This window comes from Microbacterium gorillae (assembly GCF_000826185.2).
GTDB lineage: Bacteria > Actinomycetota > Actinomycetes > Actinomycetales > Microbacteriaceae > Microbacterium > Microbacterium gorillae.
The window spans coordinates 436,349-462,753 of the sequence record NZ_LN648874.1; the positions used below are offsets into that span (position 1 = coordinate 436,349).

Sequence of the window (26,405 nt, forward strand, 5' to 3'; positions counted from 1 at the left end):
GCGGACGACGTGGCCCCGTGTGGGTCATCCGAGAGGATGATCTCTGCGGACGGTGGCGGTGGAACCCGTCTGGTCAGGCGTCGCGCTTGGCGAGCGAGATCGCTCCGAGAACGCAGCTGACCACAGCCCACCCGACGAGGACGAGCCCGCCGTGAAGGCGCGCAGTCGCATCGCCGAGCATGAAGTCGTTGCCCGCGGTCATGGGCAGCATCCGCATGAATTCGGACACCCAGTCCACGTCCTGAAGCGACGGGATGACGCCCGGGATCATCGGAATGACGAAGATGATCGTCACGACGACCGCGATGGCTCCGGTCGCGTTCCGCATGCAGTAGCCGACGCCGACGCCGAGCGCACTGACGAGGGCCAGGTAGACGGCGCCGTTGACGTACGGCAGGATCGCGGTCTCCGGCTGGGAGAAGTCGATGACGATTCCGGCGTCCTTCCCGATGAACGACGCGACGATCACCGAGATCAGCGACGTGGTCAGGGACACGGTGAGGACGAACAGTGCGGCCACGACCACCTTGGCGATGAGGCTGCGAATGCGATCGGGGGCCGCGGTGAGCGTCGAGCGGATCATGCCGGTGGAGTACTCGCCGGTGACGAGCATGGTGCCGATCATCGAGGCGAGCAGGACCGTGAACATCGCCGGCATGACCGCTCCGCGTGCGAACACGAGGTTGTCGGGTGTCTCCAGCTCTGCTCCGAGGCCTGCCATGTCCGAGGTGTACAGCGCCGCGATCGCCACGGTCGAGACGATCACGATGGCGGCGGACCACCAGGGCGAGCGCAGCGTGGTGAGCTTGATGGCCTCGCTGCGGATCAGATGGGGCAGAGTGACGCGTCGGCGACTTCCGCCGTTCGATGCCCGCGTGCGGGGGGCCATGGGGGCCGTGCGTGTGAGTGAGCTCGCCATCATGCCACCTGCTTCGTCTTGTATTCGACCGTGTCTCCGGTGAGGGCCATGTACGCCTCTTCCAGCGAGCCCGTGCGCGTGGCCAGCTGGTGGAGCGGAATGCCCGCGGCGGCGGCTCGGTCACTGATCCACGACGCCGGTGCGCCCACGATGACGAGCTCGTCGGGTCCGCCGGCCTCGACGGAGACCACGTCCGAACGCAGCACGCCGGCCAGCTCCGCGGCGCGCGGCGAACGCACGAGCACCTCTTCGCGCGTCCAGTCGCGGACGATGTCCGACAGCGGCGCGTCGGCGATGAGTCGGCCGCGACCGAGGACGAGAAGGTGATCGGCGGTGAGGGCCATCTCGCTCATCAGGTGGCTGGAGAGCAGAACGGTCCGTCCGAGGGCGGCGTACGAGCGGACGAGGTCGCGCACCCAGCGGACGCCCTCCGGGTCCAGGCCGTTGACCGGTTCGTCGAGGATCAGGACGTCCGGGTCGCCCAGCAGCGCCGAGGCGATGCCGAGTCGCTGACCCATGCCGAGCGAGAAGCGGCCGGCGCGCTTGCGGGCGACCGAGGTCAGCCCGGTGAGGTCGAGGACCTCGTCCACACGTGAGATGGGGATGCCGTGAGTGGCCGCCATGGCGCGCAGGTGGTTGCGCGCCGTGCGGCCGGTGTGGACGGCCTTCGCGTCGAGCATGATGCCGACGTGCGTCAACGGTGACGCCAGCGATGCGTACCGGTGGCCGCCGACCGTCGCGGAACCGCTGGTCGGACGATCCAATCCCACGATCATCCGCATGGTCGTGGACTTTCCGGCACCATTCGGGCCGAGGAATCCGGTGACGATGCCGGGGCGCACGGAGAAGCTGACGTCGGAGACAGCGAGGCGGTCTCCATACCTCTTGGTGAGGTTCTGAACGGTGATCATGAGACCACGCTATGCAGAGGAAGGGATGTTCTTCGGGCGCCTCAGGGGGCTTTCGGGGTACGGTCCGGGTCATCCCCGACCGTGCCCCCAGGCGCGTCCCGGGCGCATCCGAAGCCGCAACGCGAAACACCCATACGAGTCCGAGGAACCCCGCGATGCGGGGTGTTCGGGACGCGTATGGGTGTTTCGTGGACGGGCGGGAGGTTACTCGGCGTCACGCTCCTGCGCGGCCAGGGCGCGCTCGACGACGGCGAGGCTTTCGGCGACGGTGCGGCGCAGCGCGGGAGCCGCGTCCGGGTTCGCGGACAGCCAGGCGCGCGTGGCGTCCCGCAGGTCGTGGTTCGCCAGCCCGGACGGGTACAGGCCGGTGGCGAGGTAGTCCGCGATCTGGAAGGTGCGGGACTCCCAGATCGAGGAGATCCGGTCGAAGTACTGCGGGACGAAGGCGGTCAGGTCGGAGATCGTCGCCGGATGCGTCAGGCCTGCAGCCGCGGACCGGACGATCGTGTTCGGCAGGTCGCTGCGCTCCACGAGGGAGTCCCAGGCCTTCTGCTTGGCCTCCCGGCCGGGCAGCGCGGCACGCGCCTGCGCGGCGAACTCGCCGCCCTTGGCGGTGTTGTCCTCGGCGAGGGCGGCGTCGATGGCAGCCTCGTCCACGACGCCGCCGGCTGCGAGGGCCACGAGCAGCTGCCAGGACAGGTCGGTGTCGATCTCGAGTCCGTCCAGGACGATCTCACCGTCGCGGAGCTGACGCGCACGCTCGACCTGCTCCGGCGTGGACGCCGACGAGGCCAGCGCCTGTGCGAACTGCAGCTGGTTGTCGCTGCCGGCCGCCGCGGCCTGAGCCAGCTCCCAGACGCCGTCGGCCACGCGGGCACGCGCTGCGTCCCGGGCCTCCGGAGCGACGTACGTGTTCGCCGCCTGCTGCACCTGAGCGAGCGTCGTGCGCACCGTCGTCGACTCGGTCTCGTTGCCGATGTTTCCCAGCACGAGCTCGATGTAGTCGGTGGCGGCGGTCTCGGCGTCGCGGGTCTGATCCCAGGCCGCGCCCCAGACCAGCGAGCGCGCGAGGGGGTCGGAGATGTCGGACAGGTGCTCGATCGCGGTGCGCAACGACACCTCGTCCAGGCGGATCTTCGCGTAGGCGAGGTCGTTGTCGTTCAGCAGCACCAGGTCGGGGCGCTTGCGACCCTTCAGCTCCGGCACGTCGGTGCGGTCGCCGTCGACGTCCAGCTCCAGGTAGTGGCTGCGCGTGAGCGCACCGTCGACGAGATCGTAGAAGCCGACACCGAGGCGGTGCGGACGGATCGTGGGATAGTCCGCCGGGGCCGTCTGGGTGATCGCGAAGCGGGTGATCTTGCCGTCCACATCGGTGTCCACGACCGGTGACAGGGTGTTCACGCCCGCGGTCTCCAGCCACTTCTTCGACCAGGTGGACAGGTCGCGGCCGCTTGCGGCCTCCAGTTCGACGAGCAGGTCGCTGAGCTCGGTGTTCGAGTAGGCGTGCTTCTTGAAGTACGCGGCGACGCCGGCGAAGAACTCCTCGATGCCGACCCACGCGGTCAGCTGCTTGAGGACCGAGCCACCCTTGGCGTAGGTGATGCCGTCGAAGTTGACCTGCACGTCCTCGAGGTCATTGATCTCGGCGACGATCGGGTGGGTGGACGGGAGCTGGTCCTGACGGTAGGCCCAGGTCTTCTCCATCGCGTTGAAGGTGGTCCAGGCCGCCTTCCACTCGGTGGCTTCGGCGGTGGCGATCGTGGATGCCCACTCGGCGAACGACTCGTTCAGCCAGAGGTCGTTCCACCACTTCATGGTGACGAGGTCACCGAACCACATGTGCGCGAGCTCGTGCAGGATCGTGACGACGCGACGCTCCTTGATCGCGTCGGTGACCTTGCTGCGGAAGACGTAGGTCTCGGTGAAGGTGACCGCGCCGATGTTCTCCATGGCGCCGGCGTTGAACTCCGGGACGAACAGCTGGTCGTACTTGGCGAAGGGGTACGGGTAGTCGAACTTCTCGGCGTAGTAGGCGAAGCCCTCGCGCGTCTTGTCGAAGATGTAGTCCGCGTCCATGTACTGCCACAGGCTCTTGCGGGCGAAGATGCCGAGCGGAATGACGCGGCCGTCGGCGTTGGTCAGCTCCGAGTGGGTGGACTCGTACGGTCCGGCGATGAGGGCCGTGATGTAGGAGGACATCTTCGGCGTGGCCTCGAACGCCCAGGTCGCGACACCCTCACCGGCCGGGATCGGGTCGGGTGTGGGGGAGTTGGAGACGACCTTCCAGTGCGCGGGAGCGGTCACGGTGAAGGTGAACTCGGCCTTGAGGTCGGGCTGCTCGAACACGGCGAACATGCGGCGCGAGTCCGGGACCTCGAACTGTGAGTAGAGGTACACCTCGTCATCCACCGGGTCAACGAAGCGGTGCAGGCCCTCGCCGGTGTTGGTGTAGAGGCAGTCCGCCTCGATGACGAGCTCATTGTCGGCAGCGAGCTCGTCCAGCGCGATGCGGGAGTCAGCGTACGCGGACGCGTCGATGGTCCGGCCGTTCAGCGTGATCTCGTGCACCTCGCGGGCGATGAGGTCGATGAACGTCGACGCGCCCTCGGTGGCGGTGAAGTGGACCACCGAGCGGGATCGGAACACCTCCGCCCCGCGGGTCAGATCGAGGGTGACGTCGTACGCCTTCGTGTCGACGATCGCGCGGCGCTCCTGCGCCTCGCTGCGGGTGAGGTTCTCTCCAGGCACTGGGCTTCTCCCGTGGGGTTCTCAGGGGTTCTGCGGCGATGGCCGCTCGAGCGGATGCGCCGCTGTGGTGGCACACGGGCAACAGCCTACGCCCCGAGGCCTCCGTAGGATGGGAGCATGCGCATCCACATCGGCACCGATCACGCCGGACTCGAGTTCTCCCACCGCATCCAGGAGCACCTGCGCAAGCAGGGGCACGAGGTCATCGACCATGGTCCGGTCGCGTACGACCCGGTGGATGACTACCCCGCCTTCTGCATCCGTGCCGCCCAGGGCGTCATCGCCGACCAGGTCTCCGGGGTGGAGGCGCTCGGCGTCGTGTTCGGGGGGTCCGGCAACGGCGAGCAGATCGCCGCCAACAAGGTCGCGGGCATCCGCGCCGCCCTGGCCTGGAACGAGGCGACGGCGAAGCTCGCGCGTGAGCACAATGACGCGAACGTGGTCGCCATCGGCGCTCGTCAGCACGATTTCGATGAAGCCGCGTTCCTCATCGACACCTTCATCGCGACGCCGTTCTCGAACGAGGAGCGTCACGTCCGTCGAATCGGACAGATCGCGGAGTTCGAGAAGGACGGCGCTCTGCTTCCTGATCCGCGGGCCACCGAGGGCGCCTGATGCCCGAGGGCCACTCCGTCCATCGCATCGCGCGACAGATCGAGCGGAACTTCGTCGGGCGTCCGGTGTCCGTCACCTCGCCGCAGGGACGGTTCGCCGAGGGCGCCGCACTGCTGGACGGCCGGGAGATCCTGGAGGTCCGTGCCGTCGGCAAGCAGATGTTCACCCGGTTCGACGGCGAGCTCTGGCTGCGCGTGCATCTCGGTCTCTACGGCGCATGGGATTTCGCCGGTGAGATCCTCGTGGACCCGACGATCGCGTCCGCGAACGGCCGGATGGGCCAGACGAACCAGCGCGGCACCGACCTGGACGCGGTGTACGACGACGCCGGCGAGAACTCGCTGAGCTCGATCGGCGCCCCCCGCCGGACTCGCGTGAACGTCCGGATGTCGGAGCAGACCAAAGGCCTGCCGGCAGCGGTCGATGAGTGGCCGCCCCCGGTGGTGGGCCAGGTGCGGGTGCGTCTGCTGACCGAGCTGACGTGCGCGGACCTGCGCGGACCGACGGCGTGCGAGGTGCAGAGCCCGGACGAGATGCTCGCGACGGTCGCGAAGCTCGGTCCGGACCCGCTCGTCGGCGACACGGCCGAGGGAGAAGAGCGCTTCGTGCGAGCGGTGCGTCGTCGCGGTGTCCCGATCGGACAGCTTCTGATGGACCAGGCCGTCGTCAGCGGCATCGGCAACGTGTACCGCGCCGAGATGCTCTTCCGGGCGAATCTGAACCCGCACCGACTCGGCAAGGACGTCAGCGAGGAGACCGCCCGGGCGCTCTGGCGCGATTGGGTGGAGCTGCTCGCCATCGGTGTGGAGACCGGCCAGATGATGACCATGGACGACCTCGACCCGGAGGCGTACCGTCGTGCCATGGCCAGCCGGGACGACCGGCACTGGGTCTACCACCGCGCCGGCGAACCCTGCCGTGTGTGCGGAACGAACATCGTGCTCGAGGAGATGGTGGCGCGCAAGCTCTACTGGTGCCCGAGCTGTCAGCGCTGAGTCGAGGAGAACGGATGCGCCAGAACCCCAGCTTCGCGATGACCGATGTGGCCGAACTCCGTCGCATCATCGCCCGTCACCCGTGGGCGACCCTGATCGGTCACGGACCGGACGGCGTCACGGCTTCTCACTACGCGATCCTGCTGGACGAGGATCGCGACGACCTGACGATCGTCGGCCACGTCGGACGACCGGATGAGGCGATCCTCGGCCTCGGCGAGGGCGAACTGACCGTGATCTTCCAGGGCCCGCACGGGTACATCACCCCGCGCTGGTACGGCGACACTCCGAACGTGCCGACCTGGAACTTCGTCGCGGTGCACCTGTCCGGGGTGCCGGAGATCCTGAGCCCGCAGGAGAACCTGGTCGTGCTCGAACGCCTGGTCGATCACTTCGAATCCGCGGCTCCCGACCCGCGCGGAATGTGGCAGCCGCCGAACGACCCCGACTTCATCGACCGGCTCGCCCGCGGCACCGTCGGCTTCCGGCTCACCCCGACCCGCGTCACGGCGAAGCGCAAGCTCAGCCAGAACAAGCCGGACGAGGTCGTCGACACGATCCTGGCCGGACTCGAGGGGGAGGGCCCCTACGCGAACGTCGAGCTCGCGGCCGAGATGCGCCGCAGCGAGGCCACGCGCCGGGCGGCCCGCGGATGATGGCACTCGGCGCTCGGCCGACGATGGTGCGCAACGTCCGCATCTCCGGTCCGACCGCGGAGCTCCTCGCCACGGACGAGCCGGTGGACCTGTGTCTGTCCGGTGGTCGGATCGTGGACATCGCGCCGCACGGTGCCCTGCGCGCGGGGGGCGAATCGATCGACGGCGACGGCCTGTGGGCGATCCCCGGCCTCTGGGATCACCATGTCCACCTCACCCCGTGGGCACTGCGTGCGACCCGCACCTTCCTCGGGGGCGCGCAGAATGCGCGTGAGGCGGCGGCGGTCATCGCCCGCGTCGCCCCCGATGCGGACGGGATCCGTGTCGGTATGGGATTCCGCGACGCGCTGTGGCCGGACGAGCCGACCCTGGCGATCCTGGACGCGGCCACCGGGGACGTTCCGACGTATCTCGTCAACGCCGACCTGCACAGCGTGTGGCTCAACTCCGCGGCGCTGCGCCGGGAGGGCCGTGCCGGCGGGGACGGGTCCGGCATGCTGCGCGAGGCGGACGCGTTCGAGCTGTCAGCCCGACTGGACGCCCTCGTCGCGGACCGCGCGGACGCGCTCGTCGCCGAGGCGGCGGACGCCGCCGCCGCACGTGGTGTGGTGGGGGTCGTGGACCTGGACTTCGCGTGGAACGCCGACAGCTGGCGTCGGCGCGTCGCGGACGGCTTCGACGCGCTGCGGATCGCGTTCGGCGTCTACCCGGATGATCTGGGGCGGGCCCGGTCGGCCGGGCTGCGCACCGGCGAGTCCCTCGGGGGCGAAGGACTGGTGCGGGTCGGTCCGCTCAAGATCATCGCGGACGGCTCCCTGGGGACCCGGACAGCGGCGTGCTCGCACCCGTACCCCGACACCGGCCGCGGCGTGCTCGCGTACGACGCCCAGTCGCTGACCATGCTGGTCGCCGAGGGCGTCGCGGCCGGCTTCGACATCGCGGTTCACGGCATCGGAGATCGTGCCGTCACGCTGGCCCTCGATGCGTTCGCGCGCACCGGCGCATCCGGTTCGGTCGAGCACGCGCAGCTCGTGGACCGGGTGGATCTCGCTCGCTTCGCCCACCTCGGTGTGACCGCGAGCGTCCAGCCCGCGCACGCGCTGGATGACCGTGAGCTCGTCGGTGCCGAGTGGGGCGCGCAGACCGGCCTGGCTTACCCTCTGCGCACGCTGCACGCCGCGGGTGCGAACATCGTGTTCGGTTCGGACGCGCCCGTCGCGGCGCTGGACCCGTGGGGCGCGATGGCGGACGCCGTCGGCCGGCGCCGCGGAGACGAGGACGTCTGGCGCGGGGAGGAGCGACTCGATGTCGCCACCGCGCTGGCCGCATCCACCGCGCTCGGCACCGCGCATCGGACGGAGCTGGCCCCCGGCAGCGTGGCGGATGTCGCGTTCTGCACCGCGGACCCGTACGCCGCGGACGCGGATGGCCTCCGCGCGATGTCGGTAGGCCTGACGCTGCTCGCCGGCCGCGTCACCCACCTCGGCTGACGGGAACGGCGATGGCCCCGCACCGGAGTGCGGGGCCATCGGGACGTGTGTCCGTGCGTGCGTCAGTGCGCGATGTGCGAGGCGAGGAACCAGCGGTCCTTCTCCAGACCACGACGGATCTCGATCGCGACGTCCTGGCTGGTGAGGTCGATGTCGTCCAGACCGTCGATCGCCGCCTGCACGTCGGCGAGGATGACGTCGATGTCCGCGATCACGTCCGCGATCAGCACGTCGGACTGTGTGAAGCCGTCCGGAACGGCGGTCGCGGTGACCTTGGCGGCGACGGTGGTGGCGCGGGCGTCGATCGGCAGACCGAGGGCGACGACGCGCTCCGCGGCGGTGTCGGCGAAGTCACCGGCGTGGGCGACGACGCTGTCGAACAGCTCGTGGACGCCGACGAAGTTGGCTCCGCGAACGTGCCAGTGCGCCTGCTTGCCGTTCAGAACCAGGGCCTGCAGGCCCAGGACGACGGGGGACAGGAACTGTGCGGTGGCAGCGGCGACCGTGGGGTCGCTGGCGGTGGTTGCGACGGTGATGGTCTTGCTCATGATGTTCTCCTCGAGTTCGACTCGGTGGCCTGTGTTCCCAACCTACTCAGCACGAAAAACCGCGCAAGCAAGCTGAGGCTGGGCTTACAGAATGCGGTGCCGATAGGTTCGAAGGACGAACAGGAAGGACGGTCATGGCCGATCGAGACGGAATCCACGCCATCGCATCCGGCACCCCGGAGGTGGCGGAGTCGACCTACATCGCTCCCGGTGCGCACGTCATCGGAGCGGTCACACTCGGCGAGCGCACCAGCGTCTGGTACAGCGCCGTGGTCCGCGGCGACGTGAACACGATCACGATCGGTGACCGCAGCAACGTGCAGGACAACGTTTCGATCCACGTGGACGCCGAGCATCCGGCCGTGATCGGCACGGACGTGTCGATCGGGCACAACGCGGTCGTGCACGGGTGCGAGGTCGGCGACGGGTGCCTGATCGGCATGGGTGCCGTGGTTCTCTCCGGAGCGGTGATCGGCGCGGGCAGCCTGGTGGCCGGGGGAGCTGTGGTCCTCGGTGGCACCGTCGTCCCATCTGGATCCCTCGTGGCGGGCGTGCCGGCGAAGGTCCGCCGGCCGATCACCGACGAGGAACGTGCCGGACTCGTGGAGAACGCCGCCCGCTACCTCGAGATCACACAGATGCACCGCGGCGTCTGAACGAGGATGCGCCGCCGCCCGCGGGGGCGACGGCGCATCGACTTCTCTGCGGTTTCAGTCGTCGTAGACCTCGACGTGCGTCGGGTCCAGCACGCGTCGGAGGAAGTCCTGCGTGCGCACGTTCTGCGGATTCCCGATGACCTGAGCCGAGACTCCCTGCTCCACCACGACGCCTCCGTCCATGAAGACGACGTGATCGGCGACGTCCCGAGCGAAGCCCATCTCGTGAGTGACCACGATCATGGTCATGCCCTTCTGGGCGAGCTTGCGCATGATCGCCAGCACATCGCCGACGGTCTCCGGGTCCAGCGCCGATGTCGGCTCGTCGAACAGCATCAGCTGCGGGTCCATGCTCAGCGCGCGAGCGATCGCCACCCGCTGCTGCTGACCGCCGGACAGCTCGCCCGGGAAGCGGCCGGCGAGCTCTGCCAGGCCAACGGAGGCCAGCTGTCGCAGCGCCACCTCCTGAGCCTCGGCCTTCGAGCGCTTGAGGACCTTCTGCTGGGACACCGTGCAGTTGCCGAGGACGGTCAGGTGCGGGAACAGATTGAACTGCTGGAACACCATTCCGACGTGCCGGCGCATGTCGTCGACCTCGACGTCCGGGTCGGTGGCGGTGAAGCCGGCGACCTCGATCGTGCCCCCGTTCGGCTGCTCGAGGAGATTGATGCAGCGCAGCAGCGTCGACTTGCCGGAACCGGAGGGTCCGATCAGGCACACCACCTGACCGGGGTTGACCTCGAGGTCGATGCCCTTGAGCACCTCGTTGTCACCGTAGGACTTGCGGAGCCCGGTGATGCGGACACCGGCGGCGGTGGCGATCGGGGCCGTCTCGGGAGCACTCATGCGTCCACCTCCGTCTGCTTCGTCTTCTTCGGTCGGGAAACCTGCTCGGTCCGCTTCTCGAACCAGCGTGCCAGCAGGCTGAGCGGCAGGGTGATCGCGAGGTAGAACACACCCACCACGACCAGGGGCGTCATGCCGCCGCCGAGGGAGAGCAGACCATCGCGGCCGAGCTTGGTCAGCTCGTAGTTGACCGTCGCCATCCCGAGCACCGACACCAGCGAGGTGTCCTTCGTCAGCATGATGAGTTCGTTGGTGAGCGGCGGGAGCACGATCCGGAAGGCTTGCGGAATCACGATCGAGCTGAGGGCGCGCCCGTGTGACATACCGAGCGAACGGGCGGCCTCGGTCTGGCCCTTCGGAACGGCCTGGAGGCCGGCCCGCAGCGTCTCGGCCATGTAGGCGGCGGAGACGAGCCCGAGGGAGACCATCACGGTGACCCAGAAGTCCCATTTGGCACCGAAGGCCATCGGGACGCCGTATCCGAAGGCGAGGAGGACCACCAGTGCAGGCAATCCCCGGAAGAACTCGATGTACGCGGTCGCGAACCAGCGGTAAGGCGGGAAGCTGGCCGTCTTCATGAGCGCCAGGACGAGACCGAGGGAGAGACCGAACACGAACGAGGTGAGCGTGTACAGAACGGTGTTCACCAGGCCCGGGAAGAAGATGGTCCGGAAGAGGTCTTTGACCTTGCCGAAGCTGAAGAAGTTCTCGATGACGACGGGCCAGTTGACCAGAAGCAGGATCACGACCACGATCGCGACGAAGACCGTGATCTGGATCGACTGACTGGTGACGCGGCGTTGGCGTGTGGTCAGAGCCATGAAATGTTGCCTTTCCGTCCGAAGGCCGGCCCGCCTCATTGCGGACCGGCCTCGGGTCATCGGGTCAGTTGCCGAACCACTTGGTCTTGAGCTCGTCCAGCTTGCCGCTGTCCGTGAGGCTCTTCAGCGTGGCGTTGACCGCGTCGAGCATCTCCGAGTTGCCCTTGGGCACCGCGATTCCGAGCTGCTCACCCGTGCTGATCTTCTCCACGACGGCGAAGTCGCTCTTGTCCCGGATGGCGTAGCCGAGCACGGAGAGGTTTCCGAGGGACGCGTCCGTGGTGCCCGCGATCAGTGACTGCACCTGCAGGCCCGAGTCCTCGTAACCGATGGTGTCGATGCCGTTCTTCTTCGCGTACTCCTCACCGGTGGTGCCGGTCTGCACGCCGATGTTCTTTCCCTTGGCCGTGTCCAGCGACGTGATGCCGGAGTCCTTCTTCGCGATCACGGCGAGGTCGTCGTCGTAGTAGGGCTCGGAGAAGTCGACGTTCTTCTTGCGGTCGTCGGTGATGGTGATCGAGGACGCCGCGATGTCGCAGTCCACCTTGAACGCGCCGGAGGTGATCGCCTCGAAGGAGGAGTCCACGACCTTCAGCTCGAGCTTGTTGTCGTCCGCGACGGCCTGCGCGATGTCGATGTCGAAGCCGACGGGCTTGTCGTCCTTCATGAACTCGAACGGCTCGTACGGGATGTCCGAGCAGACGGTGAGCGTGCCGGCGGTGACCAGCGTGAGACCGGACGCGTCGGCGGAGGCGGTCGAACCGCCCTTGCCGGAGTCGGTTCCGGTGGCGCAACCGGTCAGGGCGAGCGCGGACACAGCGGCCAGGACGGCCGTGGCGAGCAGGGTGGAACGAGCCTTCATGGGATCCCCATCTGTTCGGGTCAGGATGATGGGTCAGCCTATCCGGGAACAGCGTTTCGGCGCGGTCACTGCCCCACCCTGTTGTGGGAATGAGACCTGGGATGCAGTAGCCGCGGCCGGGTCAGCGCAGTTCGGTGCGCGGACGGACCCAGACCTCGGTCAGCTGCGCGTCGGCGGGCGCGTCCAGGACGTGCCGCACCGAGCGGGCGACCGTCTCCGGTGCGATGCGGATGCGGGCGGCGGCCTCGTCCAGCGGCTGATCCTCGGCACCGAGCGCACCGCGAGTGGCCGTTGGGCCGGGGGAGACGGTGCTGACGCGTACGCCGTCCGGCTCCAGCTCCGCCCGGATGCCGTCCGCGTACGCCTGGAGCGCGTGCTTTGTGGCGGCGTACACGATGTGATTCGCGGCGGCCCTGCGGGACGCACCGGAGCCGATCAGCACGATGGTTCCGCGCGCGTCGCGCAGCGCGGGGAGAAGGACGCGGGTCAGTTCGGCCGGCGCGATCACGTTGACCTCGAGCATGCGGCGCCAGACGTCCGGTGTCGTCTCGGCCGTGGTGTGGTGCAGGAGGGCGGCCGCGTGCACCACCGCGTCCACGCGGGGGAGTTCGGTGAGCGCCGACTCGATGCTCTCGAGATCGGCGAGGTCGAGCTGTACCGGAATGATCGCGCCCTCACGACCGCGCGCGACGACCTCGTCCAGACGGCGCTCGTCGCGTCCCACCGCGATGACGACCCGATCCGCGGACAGGTCCACCGCGATCTCCGCACCGATCCCACTGGAGGCGCCGGTCACGACGACGACAGGTTGATCGGCGGACGCGATGGTCTCGGCGACGTCCGGGGTGATGCTCGTGGCGGTCATGCCTCGACGCTAACCGCCGGCACGGACGGTGCACGCCGCATCCGTCACAGACCGCAACCTGACCGAGCACGGTTCGCAAACGACGAAGGCCCCGCAGTGCGGGGCCTTCGTGAGGTGGAGGGGATGACGGGAATCGAACCCGCGTGGCCAGTTTGGAAGACTGGGGCTCTACCATTGAGCTACATCCCCGCTGTTGCGCATGGCAACGGATCAACTCTAGCGGATCGAAACGAGTGCTCTGCGCCGCGTCGGGCGATGGAACCGTGGTGGGTGACGCGTCGGCTAGACTCTTGGGGGCCGTTTCGTGCCCGCGTTCGCGCGCGGAATCCCGGGGCGTAGCTCAGCTTGGTAGAGCGCCCGCTTTGGGAGCGGGAGGTCGCAGGTTCAAATCCTGTCGCCCCGACCACGGCCACCCAGACATCCGCACCGCGAACGTGCGGGATCGCAACAGGAAGAGACGAACAAGCATGGTGAACAGCACCGTCGAGAAGCTCAGCCCGACCCGGGTCAAGCTGCACATCACGGTCACGCCGGACGAGCTCAAGCCCAGCATCGACCACGCCTACGAGCACATCGCTCAGGACGTGCAGATCCCCGGCTTCCGCAAGGGCAAGGTCCCCGCCGCGATCATCAACCAGCGCATCGGGCGCGGCGCGGTCATCGAGCACGCCGTCAACGAGGGCCTGGACACCTTCTACCGTGAGGCCGCGTCCGCTCACGACGTGCGCGTCGTCGGCCGTCCGTCCGCGGACATCATCGAGTGGCCGAGCGAGAAGGACTTCTCCGGCGACCTGGTCGTCGACGTCGAGGTCGACGTCCGTCCGGAGTTCGACCTGCCCGAGCTGAAGGACGTCACCGTCACGGTCGACCCGATCGCCGTGGACGAGGACGCCATCCAGAAGGAGCTCGACGACATGCGCGCCCGCTTCGGCACGCTCGTCACGGTCGAGCGTCCGGCTGCGAAGGGTGACTTCGTGGAGCTCGACCTCGTCGCCACGATCGACGGCGCCGAGATCGACCGCGCTCAGGGCGTGTCCTACGAGGTCGGCTCGGGCGAGCTGCTCGAGGGCACGGACGAGGCCATCGAGTCCCTCACCGCCGGTGAGGACACCACGTTCCGCTCCACGCTCATCGGTGGCGAGCACGCCGGCAAGGAGGCGGAGGTCTCCGTCACGGTCAAGGCCGTCAAGGAGCGCGAGCTGCCCGAGGCTGACGACGAGTTCGCGCAGATCTCCAGCGAGTTCGACACCATCGCCGAGCTGCGCGACAGCCTGGCCGAGCGGGTCCAGCAGCAGGGCGCGTTCGCGCAGGGCTCGGCCGCGCGCGACAAGCTCGTCGAGGCGCTCATCGAGGCCACGGACATCCCCGTTCCGGCTCAGCTGGTCGAGGACCAGGTGCACGAGCACCTGGAGCAGGAGGGTCGACTCGAGGACGACGAGCACCGCGCCGAGGTCACCGAGGCCAGCGAGAAGCAGTTCCGCACGCAGATGATCCTGGACAAGATCGCCGAATCGGTGAACGTGCAGGTCAGCCAGGACGAGCTGAGCCAGTACCTGATCCAGTCCGCCGCGCAGTACGGCATGGCTCCGCAGGAGTTCGTCGAGATCCTCCAGCAGGGCAACCAGCTGCCGCAGCTGATCGGTGAGGTCGGCCGCAACAAGGCTCTCGCCGTCGCGCTCGGCAAGGTCACCGTCGTCGACACCGACGGCAAGCCGGTGGACGTCAGCGGCTTCGCCGCCGTTGAGGACGAGACTGCCGACGAGGACGCCGCCGACGAGGCCGACGAGAAGCCCGCCAAGAAGGCGCCGGCGAAGAAGGCCGCCGCAAAGGCGGACGCCGACGACGCTGAGAAGCCCGCCGCCAAGAAGGCGCCGGCCAAGAAGCCGGCCGCGAAGAAGGACGACGCGGAGAAGGCTCCGGCCAAGAAGGCGCCGGCCAAGAAGCCGGCCGCCAAGAAGGACGCCGAGTAACCACTCACCGCGAAGGGCGGGCGACGGATGTCGTCCGCCCTTCGCCGTACCCGGGAGGGATGACATGACGGAGAATGTGCCCGAGGACTGGCAGAGCCGCGTCGACGCGGTGTGGCAGGACGAGGAAATGGATGACACCGCGCGCATCGCGGCGATCGACGCGCTGTCCACGGAGCTCGGCGACGAGCACCCCGTCGCGCTGTTCGAGCGCGCCGGTGCTCGCGACTCGGCCGGGATCGAGGGGGAGGCCGAGCCGCTGTACCGCGCCGCCCTCGCTGCGGGATTGGATCCGATGCGGCGCACGCGCGCGGTGATCCAGCTCGCCAGCACGATCCGCAACCTCGGCAAGGTGGACGAGTCCCTGGCGATGCTGGCCGCGGAGTACGACGCCAGCCGTGGCGGTCCGCTGGCCGATGAGGCGGCCGCCTTCTACGCGCTGGCCCTCACCTCCGTCGGCGACGAGCGTCGCGCGGCGTCGGTGGCGCTGACCGCGCTCGCCCCGCATCTCAGCCGGTACACCCGGTCCGTCACCGGGTATGCGGCGGAGCTTCTCGGTCCGGCGCGACCGGTCGGGGACTGAGCGCGCCGACACGGCGTATGCCGACGGCGAACAGGGGCCGAGGCGATTCTGCGCGCCGGTAGATTCGAATCACCAATACGAAACGGGAGCACTCATGGCTGAACCCCTCATGGCGACCAGCGTCTTCGACCGGCTGCTGAAGGACCGCATCATCTGGCTCGGTTCCGAAGTCCGCGACGAGAACGCCAACGAGATCTGCGCCAAGATCCTGCTGCTCGCGGCTGAGGACCCGAACAAGGACATCTACCTCTACATCAACTCGCCCGGCGGGTCGATCACGGCCGGTATGGCCATCTACGACACGATGCAGTTCGTTCCGAACGACATCGTCACGGTGGGCATCGGCATGGCCGCCTCGATGGGGCAGCTGCTGCTGACCAGCGGCACCAAGGGCAAGCGCTACATCACCCCGAACGCCCGCGTGCTGCTGCACCAGCCGCACGGTGGCTTCGGTGGCACCGCGAGCGACATCCAGACCCAGGCGCAGCTCATCCTCTCGATGAAGAAGCGCCTCGCGGAGATCACGGCCGGGCAGACCGGGAAGACCGTCGAGCAGATCAACGAGGACGGGGACCGCGACCGCTGGTTCACCGCTGACGAGGCGCTCGAGTACGGCTTCGTCGACCACATCCGCGAGCACGCGACGGACGTCCACGGCGGCGGCGGAACCGCGGCCTGAGGCGAGAGAAAAGGACAACCCGCATGAACACTCCGAACTTCTCGGCGCCCCAGTCCGGTCTGATGATGCCGCAGAGCCGGTACATCCTGCCCCAGTACGAGGAGCGCACGGCCTACGGCTACAAGCGGCAGGACCCGTACAACAAGCTGTTCGAGGACCGCGTGATCTTCCTCGGCGTGCAGGTGGACGACGCGTCCGCCGATGACGTGATGGCTCAGCTGCTGGTTCTGGAGAGCCAGGACGCGGACCGCGACATCATCATGTACATCAACTCGCCCGGTGGCTCGTTCACCGCGATGACCGCGATCTACGACACGATGCAGTACGTCGCGCCGGACATCCAGACCGTCGTGCTCGGGCAGGCCGCCTCGGCCGCCTCGGTGATCCTCGCCGGGGGCACCCCGGGCAAGCGCCTGGCGCTGCCGAACGCGCGCGTGCTGATGCACCAGCCGGCCGTCGGCGAGGCCGGACACGGCCAGGCGTCGGACATCGAGATCCAGGCTGCGGAGATCCTCCGCATGCGCACCTGGCTCGAGGAGACGATGGCCAAGCACACCGGCCGTACGGTCGAGCAGATCAACAAGGACATCGACCGCGACAAGATCCTCTCCGCCCAGGAGGCGCTGGAGTACGGTCTGGTCGACCAGGTGCTGACCTCGCGCAAGCGACAGGCACCCGCGATCGCGCAGTGACGCACTGACGAATGCCCGGCCGACTCGGTCGGGCATTCGTCATTTCGGCGCGGATGACCCGGGGATGTCCGGGTGTGCGATTAGGCTCGAAACACGAAGGCTAGGAGGCGACATGGCGCGTATCGGTGAGAGTGCCGACCTCTTCAAGTGCTCGTTCTGCGGAAAGAGCCAGAAGCAGGTCCAGCAGTTGATCGCCGGTCCCGGCGTGTACATCTGCGACGAGTGCGTCGAGCTGTGCAACGAGATCATGGAGGAGCGCCTGGCCGAATCCGCCGGCGGCGTGATCACCGAGTTCGATCTGCCGAAGCCTCGGGAGATCTTCTCCTTCCTGGACGAGTACGTGGTCGGGCAGCTGCAGGCCAAGCGCGCGCTGTCCGTTGCGGTCTACAACCACTACAAGCGCGTCCGTGCGCACGGCACGATCCAGACGGCCGAGGCCAAGGCCGATGAGATCGAGATCGCCAAGAGCAACATTCTGATGATCGGTCCGACCGGGTGCGGAAAGACTTATCTCGCGCAGACCCTGGCGAAGCGGCTGAACGTGCCGTTCGCCGTCGCCGACGCCACCGCCCTCACCGAGGCCGGCTACGTCGGGGAGGATGTCGAGAACATCCTGCTCAAGCTCATCCAAGCCGCGGACTACGACGTCAAGCGCGCCGAGACCGGCATCATCTACATCGACGAGGTCGACAAGATCGCCCGTAAGGCCGAGAACCCGTCGATCACGCGCGATGTGTCCGGCGAGGGCGTGCAGCAGGCGCTGCTGAAGATCCTGGAGGGGACGACCGCATCGGTTCCCCCGCAGGGTGGCCGCAAGCACCCGCACCAGGAGTTCATCCAGATCGACACGACGAACGTGCTGTTCATCGTGGCCGGCGCGTTCGCCGGGCTCGAGGAGATCGTGTCCTCGCGCGTCGGCAAGCACGGGGTCGGTTTCGGCGCACCGCTGCACGACAAGTCCAAGGCTCAGGACCTCTTCAGCGAGGTGCTGCCCGAGGACCTGCACAAGTTCGGCCTGATTCCCGAGTTCATCGGCCGACTGCCCGTCGTGGCATCGGTATCGCCGTTGGATCAGGACGCGCTCATGGAGATCCTCACGGAGCCCCGCAACGCCCTGGTCAAGCAGTACCAGCGGATGTTCGAGCTGGACGACGTCGAGCTCGAGTTCGACGAGGACGCACTGCGCGCCATCGCCGACCTCGCCGTCGAGCGCAAGACCGGCGCCCGCGGCCTGCGTGCGATCCTCGAGGACGTGCTCGGCCCGGTGATGTTCGAGATCCCGTCCGCGGATGACGTGCGCAAGGTCATCATCACGAAGGGCGCCGTCGTCGACGGCGACGCCCCCACGCTGGTGATGAACGAGAAGCGCAAGAGCGCCTGACGCCTCACCGCACGGGCAGGACCAGATCCGTGCGCAGCTGCTCCTCGGGCGTCGTGCGCGGGTCCGACACGTAGGCCTCGATCGAGATGCCCGTCGGCGTGCCTTCCGCGGCCGCGACGAGCGTGGCCCAGGCGGCGCCGAGTCCTTCGTAGGAGCCGACGTGGCTGGTGACGGCGGCGGGACCGGCGGGGAAGGCGGAGGTCGTGATCACCCCGGCGGGGCTGGGGACGGCGTTCGTGGGAGCCGACGCAGCCGGGTAGCCGAGCTCGAGATCGAACGTCGCCTGGACGTCGCCGCGATAGACGGCGACGGCGGGGGGCGCGGGTGGAGGGGCGAGGACAAGACGACGTTGGGCGAGCACCGTCGCGTTCGCGAGATGGTGGGTTTCCTGCGGCTTAAGACGGTGGAGTGCGTGTTCGGGTCGGGCGGGCTTCTCCCGTTCCCGAGGCGGCAGGGTCGCGTGTGGTGATTCTTGCGCTCATCTCCCGCCTCCGGTCTCGACCCTCCCGCCTTCCGCACGTGCGCGTCCGCTGCCTGCCGCGACCCGGTCGTGGAGCGAGCGTCAGCGAGATGAGGTCATGAGCCGCTCTCGAAACCCGTGGAGCCGTCGGGCAACGCGACGTCGGGATGGCCTGGATGGGGGTGTCGGCGGGCGCATTCTGGGGTCGTTCCCGGGCCCGCAGGAGGCGCTACGCAAACTGCACTGCATTCCCGAAGCGATCACGAGAAATATCTACTGAACTGGCCTTTCCACCCTCGTGAATGTCCCACGCCCTCGGTAAAATCGGGGGTATGAGGACCTCGATGGAGCGGGCACGGAGCGCGATGGCGGAAGCCATCGCCGCGCTGACCGAAGCCCTTCACGAGGACGCGGTCTCGAGCGCCGGCGGAGCGGACCTCCTCGGCTTCGCGCTCGAGGTCGGCGCGCTCCTCCGCACCACGCAAGCGGCGCTGATCATGACGACCGCGGAGGCGGATCAGCGTTCCAGCTCGACCGGTGACCGGCGGTTCGACATCGCGTGCGGGTGCCGGAACGTGAACGAACTGATGCAACGGGCCACCGGTGCGGCCCCGACGACGATCAAGCAGTGGAGCCGTCTCGGCTCGCTGGTGCGGGAGGACCTCGCGATGACGGGCGAACGTCGCGCGGCGCGGTTTCCCGCTCTCCGCCAGGCCCTGTTTGCGGGCCGGATCGGTGCCGATGGGCTTGCCGCCGCGGCGGTGCCGCTGGAGGCGATCCGCGATCGGATCCCGGCCGACCACCTCGCCGCCGCCGATCAGGCGCTGGCCGACGTCGCCGCAACGGATGACGATGACCTTGTCCTCACCGAGCATGCCGCGGCCACGGCGGGGGACTGGGGCGCCCCGGCACCGGACGCCACCGAGAGCCACACACGACGGTCGACGCCCGCGATGACCGACACTCTCCGTGTGCACGCGTCGGCGTGGGCGGCCGCGTTGGACCAGGACGGTGCGATGCCTCAGGACGAACGGGCCCAGCGGATGCGTTCCCTGTATCTCGGCACCATGCGTGACGGCCTGGTGCCTCTGCAGGGCCGTCTCTCGGCGGAGGTGGCCCTGCAACTCCAGACGATCATCGACGCCATCAACAACCCGCACGGAAAGGAAGCCGGAGTCCGGTTCCGCGACTCGGATGACGAGCCGATGCGGGACGAGCGGACGACAGCGCAGCGCGCGCACGACGCCCTCGCCACCGCGCTCGGTGTGGCCGCCGCCTCAGACCTGCCCGTCCTCGGTGGCTCCGCGCCCACCGTGGTCGTCCACGTGACCGAGGACGCACTCAGCACCGGCACCGGGTGGGCGCGGGTCACGGGCGCCGACGCGACCGGTGGCGACCTGCACGTCCCCGTGTCGGTCGCGACCCACACCGCGTGCATCGGCCAGATCCAGCGCGTGGTGACCGGAAGCGACGGGCGGGTGCTGGCCATGACGATCATCGACCGCGCCTTCAACGCTCACCAGCGCCGCGCGATCACCCTGCGCGACAGCACCTGCGTCATCCCCGGATGCCACACGCCGGCTCGCTGGTGCGAGGTCCACCACGTCACCGAGTGGCACGACGGCGGAACCACGAGCATCGACAACGGCGTTCTGCTCTGCTGGAACCATCATCGCTTCATTGACTCCAACGGCTGGGCGATCCGCATGGCCGGCGGCGTTCCCGAAGTCCGAGCCCCGCACTGGATCGACCCGACCGGTCGCTGGCGATCGACGCGGCCGCCGGCCCCCGCAATCTCACCCGGATGATGAGTGCGGGGGAGAGCTCTGCCCGCGGCGCGTCAGCCCGTCAGCCCGCGGCGGGCGAGGAGCGGGGCGATGTCGGCGTCGCGGCCGCGGAAGTCACGGTAGGCCTCCAGGGGGTCCTTCGAACCGCCGACGCCGAGGAGTCGCTGCCGGAAGCGGTCGCCGTTCTCGCGCGTGAGACCGCCGTTGTCGGTGAACCACTCGACCGTGTCGGCGTCCAGGACCTCGCTCCAGATGTAGGAGTAATAGCCCGCGGAGTACCCGCCGGCGAAGACGTGAGCGAAGAACGTGGTGGAGTAGCGCGGTGGGACGACGTCGATGTCGAGGCCCAGGCGTGCCAGAGCCTCCGTCTGGAACGCGTCGACGTCGGTGACCGCTGCGGCCTCCTCCACCGTGAGGCTGTGCCAGGCGAAGTCGAGCCAGGCGGCGGCGAGGTACTCCGTCGTGAGGAAGCCCTGGTTGAAGGCCTCGGCCTCGCGCAGGCGGGCCACGATCGCCGGATCCAGCGGCTCACCGGTCGCGTGGTGAACCGCGTATTCCGCCAGGACCTCCGGCCACATCACCCACATCTCGTTGACCTGACTCGGGAACTCCACGAAATCGCGGTAGACGTTCGTGCCGGAGAACGAGGGATAGGTGGTGCGCGCGAACAGGCCGTGCAGGGCGTGACCGAACTCGTGGAAGAGGGTGTTCACCTCGTCCAGGCTGAGCAGCGTCGGGCCCTCGATCGGCCGGGTGACGTTGAGGTTGTTCACGACGACCGGGAGCGTGCCCTCCAGCGCGGACTGTTCCACGATCGGGTTCATCCACGCTCCGCCGCGCTTCGTGTCCCGCGTGTAGAGGTCCAGGACGTACAGGCCGACGGCGCTGCCGTCGGCGTCCGTCACCTCGAAGACCCGGACCCCCTCGTGGTACGTCGGGAGGTCGTCGCGCTCGGCGAACGTCACACCGTACAGCGCGGACGCGGCGCGGAAGACGCCGTCCTGCAGCACGCGCTCGGCCTCGAACCAGGGCTTCAACGCATCGGTGTCGACCGCGTAGCGCTCGGCGCGCACCCGCTCGGTCAGGAACGCCCAGTCGGACGCCTCGAGGGGGCGAGCCTCCAGCCCGTCCAGCATCGCCTGCAGGCTCTCCGCCTCCGCACGGGCGTTGGCCACCGCGGGAGCGGCGAGGCGGGTGAGCAGATCGATCACGGCGTCCGGCGACCCGGCCGTCTCGTCCGCCGTGACGTACGCGGCATGCGAGTCGTAGCCGAGAAGCCGTGCCCGTTCCGCCCGCAGCCGCACGATCTCGAGCACGACCGGACGATTGTCGTTCGCGTTCTCCCGCCGGCCACGGCTGCGGACGGCGGCGAGCACGCGCCGCCGCGAGTCGGCGTTCGTGAGCCGGGCGAGCACGGGCTGATTCGTGAAGTTGAGCAGCGGGAGCAGCCACCCTTCCTCACCGCGTTCCGCCGCAGCGTGGCGCGCGGCCGCGAGCTCCGTCTCGGACAGGCCGTCCACCTCGGATCGGTCCGTGAAGTGCACGGCCAGATCGTTCGTGTCGGCGAGCAGATTCTTCTCGAACGTCGTGGTCAGCGTGGACAGTCGCTGGTTCAGAGCGGTGAGCCGCGCCTTCGCCTCATCGTCCAGACCCGCTCCTGCGTGCGTCATGCGCTGGTACGTACGCCGCAGGAGGTACGCGTCCTCACCGGTCAGACCGAGCTCCGCCCGCCGCTCCCAGAGCGATCGGACCCGCTGGTAGAGGAACGTGTCAAGCGTGATCGCGTCCAGGTGCGCCGCCATCAGCGGCGCCAGCTTCTCCTCGACCGCCTGGATCTCCGGCGTGGAATCCGCGGAACTCACGGTGTAGAACGTGTTCGCGACGCGTCGGAGGGCGGATCCGCTGCGCTCCAGGGCGATGAGCGTGTTCTCGAACGTGGGCATGGACCGCACCCGCGTGATCGCGTTCACCTCGGCTCGGTGCTCGGCGAACGCGGCCTCGAATGCCGGCAGATAGTCGTCCACCGCGATGCGGTCGTACGGCGGCACCTGGAAGGGGAGCGTGGATTCGGACAGGAGCAGAGCGACGCCGTCAGACATCGTGCCAGCCTATTGCCGTCGTCCGCGCGCGGGGCCGGAACAGGGCGCGCGTATCGCAAGTTGCAAAGAAACATTTGCAAAGGAGACGTTGCAAAGGTAACTTTGCAACCATGAGCACGAACGAGACACCGGATGCGACGCTGTCCGCGGCCGCGATGCGCGCGATGTCCCACCCGCTGCGGCTCCAGATCCTCGACGCGCTCGACCAGCGCGGGCCGCAGACGGCCAGCTCGCTGGCGCGGATGGTGGGGGAGTCGTCGGGAGCCACGAGCTATCACCTCAGAGCTCTCGCCAAACACCAACTCGTCGTCGAAGACGCGGAGCGAGGAACCGCGCGGGAGCGGTGGTGGCGGATGAACCCCGACGGCCTGCGCATGGAACTCGCCGTCACCCGCGACTCCGCGTCCGAACGGGCGACGGCGGAGCTGCTCATGATGGAGATGTTCCGCACCCGCAACGATCACCTCCTCGCCTTCCTCCGGGACGCGACCCGTCATGGGGGAACCGTCGAGGACCGGGATGCGACGCTGATGACCTCCTCGGTCCGACTGACCCTGGAGCAGTTCGCTCAGATCGCGCGCGAGCTGACCGCAGTGATGGATCGCGCGAAGGAGATCGCGGAGGCGAACGGCGAAGACGGTGGTGTCCTCTATTCGCTGCGCGCCGATCTGTTCCCCCTGGACGCCGCGGAGAGCACGAGTGAGGAATCATGACAGCGATCGTCTCCACCCGCCCGCTGCGGGTTCCCGGCGCCACTCACGCTGAGCGCGGCGTCCTCGCGTTCACTGCGTGGCTGGAGCGTCGCGTGGTGGAACGCGCGACTCACCGCGATCGTCGCGCTGCCGCCCTCGACGCTCACCGGGCGACCGCGGACGCCTGGTGGGTCCTCAACGGCGTTCGACGCTGAGAGGCAGAGGATGCTCAGCGTCGTCATCGGACCGGTCGGCCGCCCCACGCGGCCTCGGGACGAGTCTCAGTCCGACCAGGGCCGAGTGACCACGGTGCCGTCCACCAGCTCGGTCACCTCGATGCCGGTGTCGAGCTCGGCGATGGGGCGACCTTCCAACCAGGTGAGCGTCCAGTGCGCGTCGGGCGCGTCGGCCGATGCGGCGGCGATCGCCTCATGAAGCTGCGCGGGCACGGTGGCCGGCGGCTGAACAGCCGCCGCCCACCGCGTTCCGAGCTGCATGTCAGGCCTCCGCGACCGGCGCGAGCTCGATCTCGACGACGGCCAGCTCCGGCCCGTCCACGAGGGTGAGCTCGGCGATCCGGCCCACGGCGGCGAGGTCCGCCTGCGCGCCCTCGAGCGCTGCCCGCGTCTCGGCAGGCGCGGCGATCACGGCACGCGACACGGGCGTCTTCTGCGATGCCTTCGCCTCGGTCTTCGCGCGACGCACGCCGATCAGCGCCGCCGAAGCCGTGGTCAACACGGCGGGGTCGCCGGCCGCGTCGGACGGCGTCGGCCACGCCGCGGTGTGCACGGAACCGTCGTTGAACCAGCTCCACGCCTCCTCGGTGGCGAACGTCACGACCGGGGCGAGCAGACGCAGCAGCGTGGACAGCGCGGTGCGCAGGGCGGTGACGGCGGAATCGCCCGCGGCTCCTCCGGCGTACGCGCGCTCCTTCACCAGCTCCAGGTAGTCATCGCAGAACGTCCAGAAGAACGATTCGGTCACTTCCAGTGCGCGGGCGTGGTCGTACGCGTCCAGCGCCGCGGTCGCGTCGGCGATCACGCGGTCCAGCGTCGCGAGCATCGACAGGTCCAGCGCCTCAGTGACGTCGGCGGAGGCCGGCTCGCCGAAGGACAGCACGAACTTCGCCGCGTTCAGGACCTTGATCGCGAGCCGACGACCGATCTTCACCTGCGTCGGGTTCTGCGGGTCGAACGCCGCGTCCGCGCCCAGACGGCTGGAGGCCGCCCAGTAGCGCACCGCATCGGTCCCGTGCTGGTTCAGGATGTCCGCGGGGGTGACCACATTGCCCTTGGACTTGGACATCTTCTTCCGGTCCGGGTCCACGATGAAGCCGGAGATGGCGGCGTCGGTCCACGGTGCACGGTCGTCCTCGAGCAGCGAACGGAGCATCGTCGAGAACAGCCAGGTGCGGATGATGTCCTGTCCCTGCGGTCGCACATCGAACGGGGCGACGAGCTTCCACAGCTCCTCATCCCGCTCCCACCCGCCGGCCAGCTGCGGGGTCAGCGAGCTCGTGGCCCAGGTGTCGAAGATGTCCACCTCGGCGTCGAAGCCACCCGCCACTCCGCGCTGCTCGGCCGTGTAACCGGCCGGAACGTCGGTGGTGGGATCGATCGGCAGCGCGGACACCTCCGGCGTCAGCACGCGGTCGTAGTCGCGCTCGCCGTTCTCGTCCAGGCCGTACCAGATCGGGATCGGCACACCGAAGAAGCGCTGGCGCGACACCAGCCAGTCGCCGGTGAGGCCACCGACCCAGTTCTCGTACCGGACGCGCATGAAGTCCGGGTGCCAGGAGACTTCGCGGCCGGCAGCGACCAACTGCTCGCGCAGCTCCGCATCACGGGCGCCGTTGCGGAGATACCACTGGCGGGTGGACACGATCTCGAGCGGGCGGTCGCCCTTCTCGAAGAACTTCACGGCGTGCGTGAACGGCTTGGACACGGCGGTCATGTCGCCGGTCTCCTGCAGCTTCTCCACGACCGCCTTCCGGCCGGAGAACACGGTCTTGCCGGCCATGTTCTCCGCGTACCAGGCAGCGGCGTCCGCGCTCACCGACGCCGGAGCGTCCGGCAGGAAGCGCCCGTCGAGGCCGAGCGCGGTGAGGTTCGGCAGGGACTCGCCGGCGGTGGTGCGCAGCTCGCGCCACCACACGATGTCGGTCACGTCACCGAACGTGCAGACCATCGCGACGCCGGTGCCCTTGTCCGGCTGCGCCAGGTGGTGACCGTGGATCTCGATCTCCGCGTCGAAGAACGGCGTGCGCACCTTCTGACCGATCTTGTCCTTGTGCGGACCCTCCGGGTGCGTCACCAGGGCCACACACGACGGCAGGAGCTCCGGACGCGTCGTGTCGATCGCGATCGTGCCGGAACCGTCCGCGAGCGGGAACTCGATGGTGTGGTAGCTGGCCTGCTGGTCGCGGTCCTCAAGCTCCGCCTGCGCGATCGCGGAGCGGAAGTCCACGTCCCACAGCGTGGGTGCGAGGTCCTGGTAGGCCTCACCGCGGTGCAGGTTGTGCAGGAACGCGAGCTGGGACGTGCGGATCGTCTCGTCCGAGATCGTGCGGTACGTCTGCGTCCAGTCCACGGACAGACCCAGCTGGCGGAACAGCGCCTCGAACTGCTTCTCGTCCTCGACGGTCAGCTGCTCGCACAGCTCGATGAAGTTGCGGCGGCTGATCGGCTGCTGGTCGGCCGCCTTGACGGACTTGCCCTCACCGCCGGAGAACGGCGGGGTGTAGTCGGCCACGTAAGGCAGCGACGGGTCGCAGCGCACGCCGTAGTAGTTCTGCACGCGGCGCTCGGTCGGCAGACCGTTGTCGTCCCAGCCCATCGGGTAGAACACGTTCTTGCCGCGCATGCGCTCGAAGCGCGCCTTGACGTCGGTGTGCGTGAACGAGAACGCGTGACCGATGTGCAGGCTGCCGGACGCCGTCGGCGGGGGAGTGTCGATCGAGTAGACGCCGGAGCGCCCGGACTCCGCGGCCGCAGCACGGTTGAAGCGGAAGATACCGGAGTCCTCCCAGCGCTCGGACCACTTCGTCTCGAGACCTTCGAGGGCGGGCTTGTCGGGAATCTGCGCGTCGGCCATGGGGTCTCCAAGACGATATGTGCGGCACCGTGTGAGCGTG

General features: G+C 68.6%; 25 protein-coding genes and 2 tRNA genes. 14 read left to right on the plus strand and 13 right to left on the minus strand.

Translation table 11 applies throughout. The annotated features are described in order from the left end of the window. Nucleotides 1–73: 73 nt before the first annotated feature. The 3 genes from BN1193_RS08035 to pepN all read right to left on the minus strand — a co-directional run bounded on the left by BN1193_RS08035 (nucleotide 74) and on the right by pepN (nucleotide 4,578). Nucleotides 74–889, minus strand: coding sequence for an ABC transporter permease subunit (locus tag BN1193_RS08035; protein WP_052460555.1), 816 nt, complete (start codon nucleotides 887–889; stop codon nucleotides 74–76). Between the two features lie 29 nt (nucleotides 890–918). Then, a complete protein-coding gene (locus BN1193_RS08040) occupies nucleotides 919–1,830 on the minus strand; it encodes an ABC transporter ATP-binding protein (protein WP_040165343.1) in 912 nt (303 codons plus the stop codon). A gap of 204 nt (nucleotides 1,831–2,034) precedes the next feature. Further along, nucleotides 2,035–4,578, minus strand: a complete 2,544-nt coding sequence (gene pepN, locus BN1193_RS08045; RefSeq protein ID WP_040165345.1) for an aminopeptidase N — start codon at nucleotides 4,576–4,578, stop codon at nucleotides 2,035–2,037. Between the two features lie 117 nt (nucleotides 4,579–4,695). On the opposite strand from pepN, the gene BN1193_RS08050 reads away from it, so the two are divergent. Genes BN1193_RS08050 through BN1193_RS08065 form a run of 4 tightly spaced genes read left to right on the plus strand, consistent with a single transcriptional unit; the run spans nucleotide 4,696 to nucleotide 8,334 of the window. Beyond that, complete coding sequence (locus tag BN1193_RS08050) at nucleotides 4,696–5,193, plus strand: ribose-5-phosphate isomerase (protein WP_040165346.1); 498 nt, start codon at nucleotides 4,696–4,698, stop codon at nucleotides 5,191–5,193. Further along, nucleotides 5,193–6,188: an Fpg/Nei family DNA glycosylase gene (locus BN1193_RS08055; protein ID WP_040165348.1), complete on the plus strand. Its 996-nt coding sequence runs from the start codon at nucleotides 5,193–5,195 to the stop codon at nucleotides 6,186–6,188. The genes BN1193_RS08050 and BN1193_RS08055 overlap by 1 nt, the downstream gene beginning before the upstream one ends. Before the next feature lie 14 nt (nucleotides 6,189–6,202). Beyond that, nucleotides 6,203–6,844 (plus strand): FMN-binding negative transcriptional regulator, encoded by a 642-nt coding sequence (locus BN1193_RS08060; RefSeq protein WP_040165350.1) that lies wholly within the window; start codon nucleotides 6,203–6,205, stop codon nucleotides 6,842–6,844. Beyond that, nucleotides 6,844–8,334 carry an amidohydrolase gene (locus BN1193_RS08065; RefSeq protein ID WP_230206449.1) on the plus strand — a complete coding sequence of 497 codons (1,491 nt, stop codon included), beginning with the start codon at nucleotides 6,844–6,846 and terminating at the stop codon, nucleotides 8,332–8,334. The genes BN1193_RS08060 and BN1193_RS08065 overlap by 1 nt, the downstream gene beginning before the upstream one ends. Before the next feature lie 62 nt (nucleotides 8,335–8,396). On the opposite strand, the gene BN1193_RS08070 is transcribed toward BN1193_RS08065, so the two are convergent. Then, entirely contained in the window at nucleotides 8,397–8,882 is a 486-nt protein-coding gene (locus BN1193_RS08070) for a Dps family protein (RefSeq protein WP_040165353.1), read from the minus strand. Nucleotides 8,883–9,016: 134 nt separating this feature from the next. On the opposite strand from BN1193_RS08070, the gene BN1193_RS08075 reads away from it, so the two are divergent. Then, a complete protein-coding gene (locus BN1193_RS08075) occupies nucleotides 9,017–9,538 on the plus strand; it encodes a gamma carbonic anhydrase family protein (protein ID WP_052460556.1) in 522 nt (173 codons plus the stop codon). 54 nt (nucleotides 9,539–9,592) lie between these two features. Here BN1193_RS08075 and BN1193_RS08080 read toward each other — a convergent pair whose 3' ends face one another. From BN1193_RS08080 to BN1193_RS08100, 5 genes are all read right to left on the minus strand, one after another. After that, the gene (locus BN1193_RS08080) at nucleotides 9,593–10,384 is read right to left on the minus strand and encodes an amino acid ABC transporter ATP-binding protein (protein WP_040165355.1); all 792 of its coding nucleotides are present in this window, start codon (nucleotides 10,382–10,384) and stop codon (nucleotides 9,593–9,595) included. Next, nucleotides 10,381–11,205 carry an amino acid ABC transporter permease gene (locus BN1193_RS08085; RefSeq protein WP_052460557.1) on the minus strand — a complete coding sequence of 275 codons (825 nt, stop codon included), beginning with the start codon at nucleotides 11,203–11,205 and terminating at the stop codon, nucleotides 10,381–10,383. The genes BN1193_RS08080 and BN1193_RS08085 overlap by 4 nt, the downstream gene beginning before the upstream one ends. A gap of 64 nt (nucleotides 11,206–11,269) precedes the next feature. Next, entirely contained in the window at nucleotides 11,270–12,067 is a 798-nt protein-coding gene (locus BN1193_RS08090) for an ABC transporter substrate-binding protein (RefSeq protein WP_040165357.1), read from the minus strand. 121 nt (nucleotides 12,068–12,188) lie between these two features. Next, complete coding sequence (locus BN1193_RS08095; RefSeq protein WP_040165359.1) at nucleotides 12,189–12,932, minus strand: SDR family NAD(P)-dependent oxidoreductase; 744 nt, start codon at nucleotides 12,930–12,932, stop codon at nucleotides 12,189–12,191. A 115-nt stretch (nucleotides 12,933–13,047) separates the two neighbouring features. Further along, nucleotides 13,048–13,121 (minus strand) — tRNA-Gly (locus tag BN1193_RS08100). 140 nt (nucleotides 13,122–13,261) lie between these two features. On the opposite strand from BN1193_RS08100, the gene BN1193_RS08105 reads away from it, so the two are divergent. The 6 genes from BN1193_RS08105 (at nucleotide 13,262) to clpX (ending at nucleotide 18,234) form a co-directional block, all read left to right on the plus strand. Further along, nucleotides 13,262–13,338 (plus strand) — tRNA-Pro (locus BN1193_RS08105). A 61-nt stretch (nucleotides 13,339–13,399) separates the two neighbouring features. Further along, entirely contained in the window at nucleotides 13,400–14,902 is a 1,503-nt protein-coding gene (gene tig / locus BN1193_RS08110; protein ID WP_040165360.1) for a trigger factor, read from the plus strand. A gap of 64 nt (nucleotides 14,903–14,966) precedes the next feature. Further along, nucleotides 14,967–15,482: a tetratricopeptide repeat protein gene (locus BN1193_RS08115; protein WP_040165362.1), complete on the plus strand. Its 516-nt coding sequence runs from the start codon at nucleotides 14,967–14,969 to the stop codon at nucleotides 15,480–15,482. Nucleotides 15,483–15,576: 94 nt separating this feature from the next. Further along, complete coding sequence (locus tag BN1193_RS08120; RefSeq protein ID WP_040165364.1) at nucleotides 15,577–16,161, plus strand: ATP-dependent Clp protease proteolytic subunit; 585 nt, start codon at nucleotides 15,577–15,579, stop codon at nucleotides 16,159–16,161. Between the two features lie 23 nt (nucleotides 16,162–16,184). Continuing rightward, nucleotides 16,185–16,853 (plus strand): ATP-dependent Clp protease proteolytic subunit, encoded by a 669-nt coding sequence (locus tag BN1193_RS08125; protein ID WP_040165365.1) that lies wholly within the window; start codon nucleotides 16,185–16,187, stop codon nucleotides 16,851–16,853. Between the two features lie 112 nt (nucleotides 16,854–16,965). Then, nucleotides 16,966–18,234: an ATP-dependent Clp protease ATP-binding subunit ClpX gene (gene clpX / locus BN1193_RS08130; protein ID WP_040165367.1), complete on the plus strand. Its 1,269-nt coding sequence runs from the start codon at nucleotides 16,966–16,968 to the stop codon at nucleotides 18,232–18,234. A gap of 4 nt (nucleotides 18,235–18,238) precedes the next feature. Here the strand turns inward: clpX and BN1193_RS08135 are convergent, their stop codons facing one another. Further along, on the minus strand, nucleotides 18,239–18,595 hold the full coding sequence (locus tag BN1193_RS08135; RefSeq protein ID WP_052460558.1) for a GyrI-like domain-containing protein: 357 nt from the start codon (nucleotides 18,593–18,595) through the stop codon (nucleotides 18,239–18,241). 431 nt (nucleotides 18,596–19,026) lie between these two features. Here BN1193_RS08135 and BN1193_RS08140 point away from each other — a divergent pair, with 431 nt between their 5' ends. Then, nucleotides 19,027–20,502 carry an HNH endonuclease signature motif containing protein gene (locus BN1193_RS08140; protein WP_195907833.1) on the plus strand — a complete coding sequence of 492 codons (1,476 nt, stop codon included), beginning with the start codon at nucleotides 19,027–19,029 and terminating at the stop codon, nucleotides 20,500–20,502. A 32-nt stretch (nucleotides 20,503–20,534) separates the two neighbouring features. Here the strand turns inward: BN1193_RS08140 and BN1193_RS08145 are convergent, their stop codons facing one another. Beyond that, entirely contained in the window at nucleotides 20,535–22,580 is a 2,046-nt protein-coding gene (locus BN1193_RS08145; RefSeq protein ID WP_052460559.1) for a M3 family metallopeptidase, read from the minus strand. Nucleotides 22,581–22,690: 110 nt separating this feature from the next. Between BN1193_RS08145 and BN1193_RS08150 the strand changes: the two genes are divergently transcribed. Then, the gene (locus BN1193_RS08150; RefSeq protein WP_040165370.1) at nucleotides 22,691–23,293 is read left to right on the plus strand and encodes an ArsR/SmtB family transcription factor; all 603 of its coding nucleotides are present in this window, start codon (nucleotides 22,691–22,693) and stop codon (nucleotides 23,291–23,293) included. Next, on the plus strand, nucleotides 23,290–23,487 hold the full coding sequence (locus tag BN1193_RS08155; RefSeq protein ID WP_040165373.1) for a hypothetical protein: 198 nt from the start codon (nucleotides 23,290–23,292) through the stop codon (nucleotides 23,485–23,487). The genes BN1193_RS08150 and BN1193_RS08155 overlap by 4 nt, the downstream gene beginning before the upstream one ends. Nucleotides 23,488–23,553: 66 nt before the next feature. On the opposite strand, the gene BN1193_RS08160 is transcribed toward BN1193_RS08155, so the two are convergent. Together BN1193_RS08160 and valS are read right to left on the minus strand one after the other, a co-directional pair. Beyond that, entirely contained in the window at nucleotides 23,554–23,769 is a 216-nt protein-coding gene (locus tag BN1193_RS08160) for a hypothetical protein (protein ID WP_040165375.1), read from the minus strand. Between the two features lies 1 nt (nucleotide 23,770). Next, nucleotides 23,771–26,365 (minus strand): valine--tRNA ligase, encoded by a 2,595-nt coding sequence (gene valS, locus BN1193_RS08165; protein WP_040165377.1) that lies wholly within the window; start codon nucleotides 26,363–26,365, stop codon nucleotides 23,771–23,773. Nucleotides 26,366–26,405 lie beyond the last annotated feature (40 nt).

Bases quoted from the DNA above. Each gene is read 5' to 3' on its own strand.
- BN1193_RS08035 (WP_052460555.1), bottom strand. From the start codon at position 889: ATGGCCCCCCGCACGCGGGCATCGAACGGCGGAAGTCGCCGACGCGTC.
- BN1193_RS08040 (WP_040165343.1), bottom strand. From the start codon at position 1,830: ATGATCACCGTTCAGAACCTCACCAAGAGGTATGGAGACCGCCTCGCT.
- BN1193_RS08050 (WP_040165346.1), top strand. From the start codon at position 4,696: ATGCGCATCCACATCGGCACCGATCACGCCGGACTCGAGTTCTCCCAC.
- BN1193_RS08055 (WP_040165348.1), top strand. From the start codon at position 5,193: ATGCCCGAGGGCCACTCCGTCCATCGCATCGCGCGACAGATCGAGCGG.
- BN1193_RS08060 (WP_040165350.1), top strand. From the start codon at position 6,203: ATGCGCCAGAACCCCAGCTTCGCGATGACCGATGTGGCCGAACTCCGT.
- BN1193_RS08065 (WP_230206449.1), top strand. From the start codon at position 6,844: ATGGCACTCGGCGCTCGGCCGACGATGGTGCGCAACGTCCGCATCTCC.
- BN1193_RS08070 (WP_040165353.1), bottom strand. From the start codon at position 8,882: ATGAGCAAGACCATCACCGTCGCAACCACCGCCAGCGACCCCACGGTC.
- BN1193_RS08075 (WP_052460556.1), top strand. From the start codon at position 9,017: ATGGCCGATCGAGACGGAATCCACGCCATCGCATCCGGCACCCCGGAG.
- BN1193_RS08080 (WP_040165355.1), bottom strand. From the start codon at position 10,384: ATGAGTGCTCCCGAGACGGCCCCGATCGCCACCGCCGCCGGTGTCCGC.
- BN1193_RS08085 (WP_052460557.1), bottom strand. From the start codon at position 11,205: ATGGCTCTGACCACACGCCAACGCCGCGTCACCAGTCAGTCGATCCAG.
- BN1193_RS08090 (WP_040165357.1), bottom strand. From the start codon at position 12,067: ATGAAGGCTCGTTCCACCCTGCTCGCCACGGCCGTCCTGGCCGCTGTG.
- BN1193_RS08095 (WP_040165359.1), bottom strand. From the start codon at position 12,932: ATGACCGCCACGAGCATCACCCCGGACGTCGCCGAGACCATCGCGTCC.
- tig (WP_040165360.1), top strand. From the start codon at position 13,400: ATGGTGAACAGCACCGTCGAGAAGCTCAGCCCGACCCGGGTCAAGCTG.
- BN1193_RS08115 (WP_040165362.1), top strand. From the start codon at position 14,967: ATGACGGAGAATGTGCCCGAGGACTGGCAGAGCCGCGTCGACGCGGTG.
- BN1193_RS08120 (WP_040165364.1), top strand. From the start codon at position 15,577: ATGGCTGAACCCCTCATGGCGACCAGCGTCTTCGACCGGCTGCTGAAG.
- BN1193_RS08125 (WP_040165365.1), top strand. From the start codon at position 16,185: ATGAACACTCCGAACTTCTCGGCGCCCCAGTCCGGTCTGATGATGCCG.
- clpX (WP_040165367.1), top strand. From the start codon at position 16,966: ATGGCGCGTATCGGTGAGAGTGCCGACCTCTTCAAGTGCTCGTTCTGC.
- BN1193_RS08140 (WP_195907833.1), top strand. From the start codon at position 19,027: ATGAGGACCTCGATGGAGCGGGCACGGAGCGCGATGGCGGAAGCCATC.
- BN1193_RS08145 (WP_052460559.1), bottom strand. From the start codon at position 22,580: ATGTCTGACGGCGTCGCTCTGCTCCTGTCCGAATCCACGCTCCCCTTC.
- BN1193_RS08150 (WP_040165370.1), top strand. From the start codon at position 22,691: ATGAGCACGAACGAGACACCGGATGCGACGCTGTCCGCGGCCGCGATG.
- BN1193_RS08155 (WP_040165373.1), top strand. From the start codon at position 23,290: ATGACAGCGATCGTCTCCACCCGCCCGCTGCGGGTTCCCGGCGCCACT.
- BN1193_RS08160 (WP_040165375.1), bottom strand. From the start codon at position 23,769: ATGCAGCTCGGAACGCGGTGGGCGGCGGCTGTTCAGCCGCCGGCCACC.
- valS (WP_040165377.1), bottom strand. From the start codon at position 26,365: ATGGCCGACGCGCAGATTCCCGACAAGCCCGCCCTCGAAGGTCTCGAG.